At 59.0% G+C, this 10,837-nt stretch carries 11 protein-coding genes; 3 read left to right on the forward strand and 8 right to left on the reverse strand.

Features of this window, described 5'->3' with window-relative positions; genetic code table 11:
* Nucleotides 1-7: 7 nt before the first annotated feature.
* The 4 genes from ACW4YW_RS01820 to ACW4YW_RS01835 are packed head-to-tail and all read right to left on the reverse strand — an operon-like array spanning nucleotide 8 to nucleotide 2,945.
* A complete protein-coding gene (locus ACW4YW_RS01820) occupies nucleotides 8-1,633 on the reverse strand; it encodes a methyl-accepting chemotaxis protein (RefSeq protein WP_457135990.1) in 1,626 nt (541 codons plus the stop codon).
* A gap of 19 nt (nucleotides 1,634-1,652) precedes the next feature.
* On the reverse strand, nucleotides 1,653-2,177 hold the full coding sequence (locus ACW4YW_RS01825; protein WP_457135991.1) for a chemotaxis protein CheW: 525 nt from the start codon (nucleotides 2,175-2,177) through the stop codon (nucleotides 1,653-1,655).
* Nucleotide 2,178: 1 nt separating this feature from the next.
* On the reverse strand, nucleotides 2,179-2,544 hold the full coding sequence (locus ACW4YW_RS01830) for a response regulator (protein WP_457135992.1): 366 nt from the start codon (nucleotides 2,542-2,544) through the stop codon (nucleotides 2,179-2,181).
* 20 nt (nucleotides 2,545-2,564) lie between these two features.
* The gene (locus tag ACW4YW_RS01835) at nucleotides 2,565-2,945 is read right to left on the reverse strand and encodes a response regulator (RefSeq protein ID WP_309565027.1); all 381 of its coding nucleotides are present in this window, start codon (nucleotides 2,943-2,945) and stop codon (nucleotides 2,565-2,567) included.
* 406 nt (nucleotides 2,946-3,351) lie between these two features.
* Between ACW4YW_RS01835 and ACW4YW_RS01840 the strand changes: the two genes are divergently transcribed.
* The 3 genes from ACW4YW_RS01840 to ACW4YW_RS01850 all read left to right on the forward strand — a co-directional run bounded on the left by ACW4YW_RS01840 (nucleotide 3,352) and on the right by ACW4YW_RS01850 (nucleotide 5,904).
* Nucleotides 3,352-4,497: an FIST signal transduction protein gene (locus ACW4YW_RS01840; protein WP_407994075.1), complete on the forward strand. Its 1,146-nt coding sequence runs from the start codon at nucleotides 3,352-3,354 to the stop codon at nucleotides 4,495-4,497.
* Nucleotides 4,498-4,592: 95 nt separating this feature from the next.
* Nucleotides 4,593-5,093, forward strand: a complete 501-nt coding sequence (gene tpx / locus ACW4YW_RS01845; protein ID WP_457135993.1) for a thiol peroxidase — start codon at nucleotides 4,593-4,595, stop codon at nucleotides 5,091-5,093.
* A gap of 49 nt (nucleotides 5,094-5,142) precedes the next feature.
* A complete protein-coding gene (locus tag ACW4YW_RS01850) occupies nucleotides 5,143-5,904 on the forward strand; it encodes a phytanoyl-CoA dioxygenase family protein (protein ID WP_457135994.1) in 762 nt (253 codons plus the stop codon).
* Here ACW4YW_RS01850 and ACW4YW_RS01855 read toward each other — a convergent pair whose 3' ends face one another.
* From ACW4YW_RS01855 to ACW4YW_RS01870, 4 genes are all read right to left on the reverse strand, one after another.
* On the reverse strand, nucleotides 5,905-6,309 hold the full coding sequence (locus ACW4YW_RS01855) for a group III truncated hemoglobin (protein WP_457135995.1): 405 nt from the start codon (nucleotides 6,307-6,309) through the stop codon (nucleotides 5,905-5,907).
* A gap of 259 nt (nucleotides 6,310-6,568) precedes the next feature.
* A complete protein-coding gene (gene pepN / locus ACW4YW_RS01860) occupies nucleotides 6,569-9,175 on the reverse strand; it encodes an aminopeptidase N (protein WP_457135996.1) in 2,607 nt (868 codons plus the stop codon).
* A gap of 128 nt (nucleotides 9,176-9,303) precedes the next feature.
* Nucleotides 9,304-9,681, reverse strand: a complete 378-nt coding sequence (locus tag ACW4YW_RS01865) for a nucleotide pyrophosphohydrolase (RefSeq protein ID WP_457135997.1) — start codon at nucleotides 9,679-9,681, stop codon at nucleotides 9,304-9,306.
* Nucleotides 9,674-10,831, reverse strand: coding sequence for a THUMP domain-containing class I SAM-dependent RNA methyltransferase (locus ACW4YW_RS01870; RefSeq protein WP_457135998.1), 1,158 nt, complete (start codon nucleotides 10,829-10,831; stop codon nucleotides 9,674-9,676). The genes ACW4YW_RS01865 and ACW4YW_RS01870 overlap by 8 nt, the downstream gene beginning before the upstream one ends.
* Between the last annotated feature and the right edge of the window lie 6 nt (nucleotides 10,832-10,837).

The raw sequence follows: 10,837 nt of genomic DNA on the forward strand, positions 1-10,837 counted from the left end.
ATATGTCCTAGTTGAGCTTGAAGCCAGCCACCGAGGCCCGCAACTCCTCCGCCAGGCTGGTGAGCTGGCCGATGGAATTGGCCGTTTTTCTCGTGCCTTCCGAAGTTTGGGACGTAATACTTTGAATCTGCTGCATATTCAAGCTTACGGTAGCAGCCGCCTTGGTTTGCGCCTCGGTTGCGTTGGAGATTTCCTCAATCAGGCGCGCGAGATTATTGGTCACATTCTCGATCTCGCCCAGGGCCTTGCCCGCGGCATCGGACAGACGGGCGCCTTCCACCACACCCTCCGTGCTTTTCTCCATCGCTGCCACTGCGCCGTTGGTATCGGTCTGGATCGTCTTCACGATCGCGCTGATCTGCTTGGTCGCCTCCGAGGAGCGCTCGGCAAGGCGCTGCACTTCTTCCGCCACCACGGTGAAACCGCGGCCAGCCTCGCCAGCTGAGGCCGCCTGTATGGCGGCATTCAGGGCCAGGATATTGGTTTGCTCGGTAATGTCGGAAATGAGGTCGACGATCTCGCTAATTTCCTGCGAGCTCTCGCCCAGGCGCTTGATACGCTTGGAGGTTTCCTGGATCTGGGTACGGATTTCGTTCATGCCCGTGATCGTGTTCTGCACAGCCCTCGTGCCCTGGTTGGTCGCATCAAGCGAACGCCGGGCCACGTCGGAGGCCTCTTCCGCATTGCTTGAAACCTGCATGATGGACTGGGTCATGTGGTTGACCGCCTCCCCGGTTTCCGTGATCTGCTGCGACTGCAGCTCGGCCGCGTTCAGGAGCGCGGTGGAGGTTTCCTGCGCCTGGGCGGTCGCCTGGTTCACTTGCTCGGTCGCGCGGTTGATCTCGGTCACCAGGTCGCGCAGGCTATCTATGGTGTAGTTGATGGAGTCGGCAATCGCGCCCGTGATGTTTTCCGCCACTTCGGCCTTCACCGTCAGGTCGCCGTCTGCCAGGTCGCCCATTTCATCCAGCAAGTTGAGGATGGCCTCCTGGTTATTGAGGTTGGTCTGCTCGATTTCCTCAAACCGGCCGCGCGCGCCTGCAACCTGCTGGTAACCGATGCGCACAAGCAAAGCCAGGGCCAGCAGGCCGGCAACAATCGACAAGGCCAGCCACCAGCCAGCCTTGCCTTGATCGAGATAGGCTTGCCAGGTTTGGTGCGTAGCCTGCACGGCGAGGTCGCTTTGCGTGGCCAGCTGGGCCAGCTCCCTTGGAGACAAGGCCTGCTCGCGCAGGTCGTTCCAAACCTGCTCCAGCTGCGTGAAGCTCTCGGCCACGTCATTGCTTTGCAGCAAGGCAGCCCCCTGCAATTCGCGCAAATCCGCCAAGCGGGCAAAAGCCTGGTCCAGCGTGGTGCGCAGACGGTCGCTGGCGGTAGCGTCCCCTCCCGCGCTCAAGGCGGCATCCCGCGCCACTTGCTGTGCCGCCACCTTCAGGCTGGTGGCAATGTCGGCGAAGTGGTTGTTGCGGGCCACCTGCAACTGATTGAACAGCAAACCGAGCAAGGCAAGCACCAGCGCCAACAGCAAGGCGCCCAGCGTTGCCTTGCTGGTCTTCCCTACCTGCGGCAGGGCTTGGTCCTCGGCTTTATTCCTGCCGAACAGGTTCTTGAATATTGCAAAACTCGCTGCCATAAATATCTCCCCTTTTCCGTCAGGCGGCTACCTGCAGAAATTCTTTTTTTTCGAGAATGAGGGCTATGTCCAGCACCTCCCATTGATGATGCTGATCGTCTTCGTAGCGCGCCGCCACATGGAATGGCACATCCGCCACCATGTTAAGCGGCTTGAAATCCTCGAGGCTGCGCAATCCTGCCAGGCTGTCGATGAGAAAGCCGGCATTGATGTCGAAATCGTCATGCACCAGCAGCAACCTGCTCTCGGCCGTGATGACAGATGGCTGATGACTGATCCCGAGGAACCTGGCCAAATCGGTGACGGCATAGAGGTTGCCGCGAATATTGGACATGCCGAGGAACCAGGGCTGCACCAGAGGCACGGGCTGGATTTCCGGCACCGGCAACACTTCGCTGATATCCCGCAAGGCAACAAGGTAGCGCTGCCCCCCGGCATGGATGCCCAGCCTGGAACTGTCCGTTCCTGTGTCGGCGGTCACATGTTGGAGGCGTTCCAGGATGCTTTGCTGATAAGCCTGCAGATTGAGCCTGGATTTAGCCACCTCAATCGATCTCCGCGATCTTGGATAGAAGCTCGTCCGCGTCCACAGGCTTGATGACACAGTCCTTGGCGCCCTGCCGCAAGGCCCACATGCGGTCGGTGGCCTGCTCCTTGCCGGTGCAGACGATGACGGGGATATGCGCGGTGGCGGGATTCTTGGATAAAGACCGCGTCGCCTGGAAACCGTTGAGGCGCGGCATGACCACGTCCATGAGCACCAGGTCCGGCATGACTGCGCTCACCTTGTCCAGGCAGTCCTGGCCGTCTTCTGCCGTACTCACCTCAAAGCCGGCTTTTTGCAGAAGCTCGCTCAAATACAGGCGGTCGGTCGCTGAGTCGTCCACTACAAGGATTTTCTTGATCGTCATTTATTCTTGTCCCGTCGCATTTATTCTTGTTCCATGGTCAGCTCGCCCGGACTGTGCCTGTACTGGCGTACGGCATCCAGCAAGGCATTCTGGGTAAAGGGCTTGGTCAGGTATTGATCGGAACCGGCCATGCGGCCGCGTGCGCGGTCGAACAGGCCGTCCTTGCTTGACAGCATGATCACGGGAATGGATTTGAAGCGCGCGTTGCGCTTGATCAGGGAGCAGGTCTGGTAGCCGTCGAGACGCGGCATCATGATGTCGACGAAAATCACGTCCGGCAGATGATTGGCGATCTTGGACAAAGCATCGAAGCCGTCCTCGGCCAGAAACACTTCGCACCCCGATTGCCGCAGGAAAATCTCGGCGCTCCTGCGTATGGTATGACTGTCATCAATGACCATCACCTTCACACCAGATAGATCAGTTTCCCCCACCCTTTATCCCCTGTATTGACAGGCTGCGTTGAGCAGCAGGCTTAGAGCGGCTAGCAAAACTCTCCTGGGGCCGCCCTGTCTTGTAACGCTTTCGACAAGACGCCTAGCCAGGATTACTGCATTGAATTTTGTTGGCTGCCCTTATTCGGCGTTCATGAGAAAGCGCCCGGTTTTCGCACCATTCTATCTACAGACTTCGACGCCGTGCAATACCGGTGCCATAAAAAGCAGGTTGTCAATCCGCGAACAAAAAGGTTAAATAACCTGCCTATCAGGCACGATGACTTGAAACGTCATCTGCATAGTCGCACAAAACAACAATAACCAGAAGCGCCGCACCAAACCATAAGCGGCCGTATAGGGAACGGAGATCATGCTAGTCAGACAGGAAGCCCTCACGACGAAGATGAGCATCAAGGATTTGCCATCGTCTTCACCATTACCCAATGCCAATCTCGTATTGGTATTCGGCTCGGTCAGGCGCTTCAGCGATGGCAAGCTGCCGGCCCAGCTCAAGGAGCGCTACCCTGCCGCCCAGATCGTCGGCTGCACCACATCCGGTGAAATCGGCCCGCATGGCGTCAGCGACGACAGCCTGCAGATCACGGCCATCGCCTGGGACAAGACCATGCAGCGCGTCACCTACGCCCGCGCCAACAACATGCAGACATCGGCCGAGACGGCCATCAACCTCGCCAAGCAGCTCAAATCGGACAGCCTGCGCACCGTCCTCGTTTTTTCCGATGGCCTGCACATCAACGGCTCGGAATTGCTGCAGGGCTTTCAGAGCGTACTGGGCGACATCCCGATCGTCGGCGGCATGGCGGGCGACAATGCCGAGTTTTCCAAGACCCTGCAATTGCTCAACGACAGCGTTGAAGAAGGCCTGGTCATCGCCATCGGCCTCTACGGCGACAAGCTCATCACCGCCAGCGGAGCATTGGGTGGATGGAAACCTTACGGCCCCCCACGCAAGATCACGCGCTCGGAAAAAAACGTGGTGTATGAAATGGACGGCAAGCCCGCACTGCCGCTCTATCGTATGTACATCGGCGAGCAGAATGCCAAGACCCTGCCCGGTTCGGGCCTGCGCTTCCCCTTCGCAGTAATCGAGGAAGGCAAGCGCGAAGTGGAAAAAGTCCGTACCCTGCTTGCCATCGACTCCGCAAAAAACAGCCTTACCTTCGCAGGCAATGTGGAGGAAGGCGAAACGGTGCGTCTCTGCCAAACCACACATGACCGGCTGGTGGAAGGCGCAAGCGGCGCTGCGAGGCTGGTGACCGGTAACCTGGATACCAGCCAGCCCGGCCTGGCCTTGTGCGTCAGCTGCGTCGGGCGCAAACTGGTCATGGCCGACCAGATCGCGGATGAAATCCAGGCAGTACAGCAAACGCTGGGCAGCCAGACCGTGCTGACCGGCTTCTACTCTTACGGGGAATTCTGTCCGCGGCCCAACACCACGGACAATGTATTGCACAACCAGACCATGACCATAGGTTACCTGAGCGAAGCGTTATGATAGCCGAGCTCTAAAATAACGAAGCTTCAACAATAGCAACACTGATGCTGGTCAATAACCGACACCACTCAACCAGATAGAAAAGGACTTGATTTATGGCAACCGTCACCCTCAAAGGCAACCCGGTACAGATCGGCGGCAACCTGCCGCAAAAAGGCGAAACCGCTCCCGATTTCCAATTGGCTGATGCGAAACGCAACCTGGTCGGCCTTGCCGAATTTGCCGGCAAGCGCAAGGTATTGAATATCTTCCCAAGCATCGACACCCCGACCTGCGCCACCTCGGTCCGCACGTTCAACAAGCAGGCCAGCGGCCTGGCCAATACCGTGGTGCTATGCATTTCCGCAGATTTGCCGTTTGCGCAAAGCCGTTTCTGCGGTGCCGAAGGCCTGGAAAATGTCGTCACCCTCTCCACCTTCCGCGATACCGCCAAGTTCTCCAAGGATTACGGTGTGCAAATCGCCGACAGCAGCCTGGCGGGCCTGACTGCGCGCGCCGTGGTGGTGCTCGATGAAAACAACAAGGTGCTGCACGGCGAGCTGGTATCCGAAATTGCCAACGAACCCAATTACGACGCCGCACTAGCCGCACTGTAACGACTTACGCAGCCGTGGCCAGCCCGCGGCTGCATTTCCTCCCCTCATCATGCACCCTGGCAACACTGCCCGTTATCCCACGCATGGGTTCCAAGTTTTCAGGCATGCGCTTTCGCCATCCTGGCTGCAACGCGCACGCGATGCCGTCGCCTCCATCATCAGGCAATACCGCGCCAATGAGCCCTTGGCGCAACAGAACGGTGTCAGCCTGGGAGAATTCGCCCTGGCGAAACCCGAACGCAATCCCGGCATTGACGGCAACAAGCTGATCAATGAGCCCTTCATCATCGGCGATATGCTCACGTTGGACAGGCGCTTTGTTTCATTGCTGTCGGAAGAGCCGCTTTGGTCGATCACGGCGAACCTGCTGGACGCGCAAGCCGGGGACGTCGTATTCCACTACGCCAACCTGACGCGCAAACCTGCAGGAACAGGCCCGGCCATCAGTTGGCACCGTGACAATGAGAATACTTTTTTCTGCCCGGAGGATGACAGCTTCCTGCGCCTGCTGATCCCCTTGCAAGGCATGTCGCAGGAAAACGGCGGAACGGCAGTCATTCCTGGCAGCCATCTGGACGACAGCATCGACAAGAACACACTGGATAAAGACGCTATTGCCCACCCGGATGTCGAGGCAGGCGATGTGCTGGCCATACACCCGCGCCTGCTGCATGGAGGCACGCCCAACCGCAGCCACAGGGAGCGGGATGTCGTCATCGTGCAGTTCGGCATCGCAGGCGCCAGGTTGCGGTTTCAGGAGGCGCTGGAAATGGGCGCCCTGCACACCCGCGACACTTTTATTGACCTTTAGTCAGGCCGTTGCCAGGCCGGCCGGCAGCTCTCCCGGTTGGCGGTGCATCTGGTAGCCCATCCACAAACTGTTGGCAATCTTGCCTGCCATGAGCTCCGCCTGCGCCTGCATGGCCCGGTTCGGCTGAGCGGCGAGCGTCTGGTGGAACAAGGCCAGCCAATGCTCGAACAGCTCCGCGCTCAGGTCCGGCAAGGCAATATGCTTGGGCATGGGCGTCCCGGAAAAACGGCGGCTTCCCAGCAAAATCGCACACCAGAAATCCTCCAGCTTGGCCAGGTGCGCATCCCAGTCGTTGATATGTCCGTTGAATATAGGTCCCAGGCGCTCATCCTGGCGGATGTCGGCATAGAACGCATGCACCAATGCCTTGATTTCATCTTCCGTACAGATCGGATCGTTGCCCATTGCCCTCTCCTTCGTCTCTCGATTAAGAAAACCACTTGGAAACCAATTGTTTCATTAAATACAACAATTGATCGTCAAAATACAGTCGAGGCAGACTACATAAAATCAGTAAGCTGGATTGAAGTTCTGGATTGAAGTTAAAAAATGGCCAACAACATGCTGCCGACGCAACCGTTATGCTTTTTGGTACCGGCTCGCCTACGGTGCGCCGCCCAGCCCGTAGCGGCTCATCAAATCTTGAGAGCCGCTACGGGCATGCCTATGCCTGCAGGCACTTGCTCACCACCTCGAATACGTCATTCGAGAGGTTGGGAGTGTCCATGATGGCGCGCAGGGCATCCTGCATCTGTGCTTGCAGCACCGGCGTGTAGCGTTTCCATTCGCGGAAAGGCGTTACTTGGCGCGCGGCGATCTGCGGGTTGATCGCGTTCAACTCGATGATCGCATCCCGGAGCAAGGCGTAGCCCTGCCCGCTGGGATCATGGAACTTCACCGGGTTGTTCACGGCAAACGCCGAATAGAGCGCCCTGACGCGGTTCGGATTGCGGATATTGAATTCAGGATGCTGGCGCAGCCGGGCAAAGTCCTCGAAAATGCTTTCCCGGTTGGCAATCGCCTGTAGGGAGAACCATTTGTCCACCACGAGCTGGTAGCCCTTGAAGCACTCGTAGAAATCCGCAAACACCTCATCGCGTTCCGGCTTGTTGCTGTCCGCCAGGCTGGACAAGGCGGCCACGCGGTCTGTCATGTTGTCGGCCTGGTCGTAATGCGCCTTGCCGCGCGCGGCACACCCGGTGCCATTGGTCACGGTGAGCAAATCCAGCAAGGCGTTGCGCAACGCACGGCGGCCCATCGCCGCCGGCGAAATGGAGAACGCTCCCATGCTGCGGTTATGCTCGTACAGTGCAGCCAGCGTATCCTTGTGCGCACGCTTGATGGCATTGAGGATGGCGGTGCGCGCCTGGTCGATCGCGGCGGGGTCGACCACCTCCTGCGCCTGGGCGATGACCGCGATGGAGGGCAGCGACAAGGCGCGCGCCAACAAGGCCTTGTCTGTGTCCTCTCTCAAGCCTTGCTCTAGCAGGACGCCGAAATCGGCGATGAATTGCGCGATATCCGCTTCGCGGTCGGCCATGACCCGCTGAATGGTGCGCAACGCAATGGTCTGGCCGGCTTCCCATTTATTGAAACCGTCCGTGTCCTTGAGCTGCAACAGGCGCAGGTCGTCGTCGCTGAGGTCGGTGGACAATTTCACCGGCGCGGAAAAACCGCGCAGGATGGAAGGCACGGGACGCGATGGTACGTCGTCAAAAATGAAACTTTGCTCGGCTTGCGTCATCTCCAGCACACGGGTGACATGCGTCTCCTCGCCCGCCTCATTGAGCAACCCCACCGCAACCGGGATCAGCAACGGCTGCTTGCCGCTCTGCCCTGGCGTGTCCGGCTGCGATTGCTTGAGGGTCAGCGTATATTCCCTGACTTCCGGGTTGTAGCGGCCGCTTGCCTGCAGGTTAGGCGTGCCGGCCTGCTTGTACCAGCGGAAAAACTGCGACATGTCACGCCCTGAGGCATCCGCCATGCACTGGACGAAATCGTTGATAGTGACTGCGTGGCCATCGTAGCGCTGGAAATAGAGATCGGTGGCCTGGCGGTACTTCTCCTCGCCAAGCAGGGTATGCTGCATGCGGATCAGCTCCGACCCTTTTTCATAGATGGTCATGGTGTAGAAGTTGCTGATCTCGATGAAGTGGTCGGGCTGCACCGAATGCGCCAGCGGGCTCGCATCCTCGGGAAACTGCAGCCTGCGCAATTGGTCGACGTCGTCGATGCGCTGGACCGCGCGCGAGTTCATGTCCGCGCTGAATTCCTGGTCGCGGAACACGGTCAGGCCCTCTTTCAATGACAGTTGGAACCAATCCCGGCAAGTCACGCGGTTGCCGGTCCAGTTATGGAAGTACTCATGCGCGATCACCGCCTCGACGCTGATGAAGTCGGCATCGGTTGCGGTTTCCTGATGCGCCAGCACCAGCTTGGTATTGAAGATGTTGAGCGAAGTATTCTCCATCGCCCCCATGTTGAAGTCGCTGACCGCTACGATATTGAACAGGTTGAGCTCGTATTCGCGCCCGTACTTGTCTTCATCCCATTTCATGGCCTTCTTGAGCGACGCCATGGCATGGCCGCATTGTCCTTCGTCCCCCTGGCGCACGTAAATATGCAGATCCACATTGCGGCCAGACCTGGTGCGGAAGCTATCGGCGATACGCACCAGGTCGCCGGCCACAAGGGCGAACAAGTAGCAAGGCTTGGGGAATGGGTCGTGCCATTCGGTAAAGTGGCGGCCTTGCTCCAGATCGCCCGCAGCCACCAGGTTGCCGTTCGAGAGCAGCACGGGGTAATGCGCCTTGTCCGCCTCGATGCGCACCGAGAAGATGCTCAGGACGTCGGGCCTGTCCTGGAAGTAGGTGATGCGTCGGAACCCTTCCGCCTCGCACTGGGTGCAGAAGGTGCCTTGGGACTTGTACAGCCCTTCGAGCGCGGTATTGGTTTCCGGGTGTATCTCGGTCGTGATCGCGAGTGTGAATTTCTCGGCCGCATCGTCGATGACGAGCTTGTCGCCGTCCAGCACATAGCCGTCGAACGGCGCCCCGTCCAACTCCACGGCCCGGACAATTTGGTCCTGCCCATTCAATACCAGCCGGTTCGAGGCTGCCGCCGCGTTCTTCACATAGGCGACTTCCGACCTGACGATGGTCTTGTCCTCGAACAATTCGAACTTGAGCGCAATGTGCGAGGCGAGGTAAGGCGCAGGCGTGTAGTCCTTGAGGTAGATCGTTTTTGGCGCGGCTTCGGTATCTGGGAACATGGATGGCGTTTCTTCTTGGCTGGATTTCGGGTTAGATGGATAAATAGTAGCAAGAGATGCGGTCTATGGCATACCGTTCGAGATCATGAGAAAAGCGAACCAGGGCAGGCTTTCATTCGCATCGACCATCACTGCTCCTGGTATGCGGTGTATTTGGCGTTGCTGCCGCGCGCCTTGTCAACGGGATATTTCTTCGCGTTGAGGTCTATCTTGGCATTGGCTGCCGCAATCAGGTCGATGCCGCACACCTCGGCAATACGCAGCAGGTAAACGAAGGTATCGGCGAGCTCGTGGCCGACCTCGGTCTTGCGTTCATCGGTCAGCGTAGCGCTCTCGGCCGGGCTGTCCCACTGAAAATGCTCCACCACTTCCGCCGCTTCCACGATCATCGCCATGGCCAGGTTCTTGGGCGAGTGGAACTGGTCCCACTCGCGCTCGGCGACAAAGTGGTTGATCCTCGCGCGCAGGTTTTCCAGGGAATCCGGCCGGGTGCTGTCGTCAGTCATTGCTTTTCTCCTTGCGGTTGGAACCGGCCACCATCTTGATCTCGAAAACGCGGCATTCCAGCGGGCCGTTGAACAAGGGCGTGCGCTTGGTGGGCGATAGCCGCATCAGCTTGGGCAGACGCATGTCGTTGGTGAGGAAATAGGCGTTCCAGCCAGCGAACTTCTTTTTCAGCGCCTCGCCCATTTTGGGATAGAGCGCCGCCAGCTCCTCATCTTCGCCGATCCGTACGCCGTACGGCGGGTTGGCGACCAGGATGCCCTCGGCCGCAGGAGGAACCGCTTCGGTGAAATCGCGATGCGCGACTTGCACCGCTTCCAGCAGCCCGGCCTGCTCCAGGTTCTTGCGGGTCACCCTCACCGCGCGCAGGTCCGCATCGCTGCCGTAGATGCCCTGGAACGCCACGGGTTTGGCCCGGTTCTTCGCCTGCTTGAGCAGGGATTGCCATGCGCCGGCATTGAAATTCTTCAAGCGCTCGAAACCGAAGTTGCGGTTGCTTCCGGGCGCGATATCCAGGGAGATCATCGCCGCCTCCAGCAGGAAAGTGCCGCTGCCGCACATCGGGTCGAGCAAGGTCATGCCGGGCTGCCAGCCCGAAAGCTTGAGGATGCCTGCGGCCAGGTTTTCGCGCAACGGCGCCTCGATGCTGGCACGGCGCAGGCCGCGCTGATACAAGGCATTGCCGGAAGTATCCACGTAAAGCTGGTATTCCTCCGCACCCAGGTAGGCATGCACACGCACGTCCGGCTCGCGGGTGTCGATGGAGGGCCGGCTGCCGACTTCCTCGCGGAAGCGGTCGCAGATGGCGTCCTTGATGCGCAGCGTCGCGAATTCCAGGCTCTTGAGCGGGCATTTCACGCCGGTCACCTTGACCATGAAATCCTGCTCCACCTCGAACCATTGCGCCCAGTCGATCTTGTATGCGCCCTGGTAGAGCTCGTCCTCGTTGCTGTAGCGCCCCTTGCCGACTTGCAGCAGGATACGCGTGGCGATGCGGCTCTCGAGGTTGGCACGGTAGCAGAGGAGCATATCCCCGGCAAAACCCACACCCCCGTCGGTCGGTTTGATTTGCCGCGCATGAAGGCTTTTCAGCTCGTCTTCGAGCAGGGATTCCAGTCCGCGTGGACAAGTGGCAAAAAACTGATAATGCATGCGGTA

The sequence above is a fragment of the Methylobacillus pratensis genome (assembly GCF_054072455.1).

Coding starts and splice junctions, on each gene's coding strand:
- ACW4YW_RS01870 (WP_457135998.1), bottom strand. CDS start 10,831: ATGCATTATCAGTTTTTTGCCACTTGTCCACGCGGACTGGAATCCCTG.
- ACW4YW_RS01850 (WP_457135994.1), top strand. CDS start 5,143: ATGCACCCTGGCAACACTGCCCGTTATCCCACGCATGGGTTCCAAGTT.
- ACW4YW_RS01830 (WP_457135992.1), bottom strand. CDS start 2,544: ATGACGATCAAGAAAATCCTTGTAGTGGACGACTCAGCGACCGACCGC.
- ACW4YW_RS01835 (WP_309565027.1), bottom strand. CDS start 2,945: ATGGTCATTGATGACAGTCATACCATACGCAGGAGCGCCGAGATTTTC.
- tpx (WP_457135993.1), top strand. CDS start 4,593: ATGGCAACCGTCACCCTCAAAGGCAACCCGGTACAGATCGGCGGCAAC.
- ACW4YW_RS01840 (WP_407994075.1), top strand. CDS start 3,352: ATGCTAGTCAGACAGGAAGCCCTCACGACGAAGATGAGCATCAAGGAT.
- ACW4YW_RS01820 (WP_457135990.1), bottom strand. CDS start 1,633: ATGGCAGCGAGTTTTGCAATATTCAAGAACCTGTTCGGCAGGAATAAA.
- pepN (WP_457135996.1), bottom strand. CDS start 9,175: ATGTTCCCAGATACCGAAGCCGCGCCAAAAACGATCTACCTCAAGGAC.
- ACW4YW_RS01865 (WP_457135997.1), bottom strand. CDS start 9,681: ATGACTGACGACAGCACCCGGCCGGATTCCCTGGAAAACCTGCGCGCG.
- ACW4YW_RS01855 (WP_457135995.1), bottom strand. CDS start 6,309: ATGGGCAACGATCCGATCTGTACGGAAGATGAAATCAAGGCATTGGTG.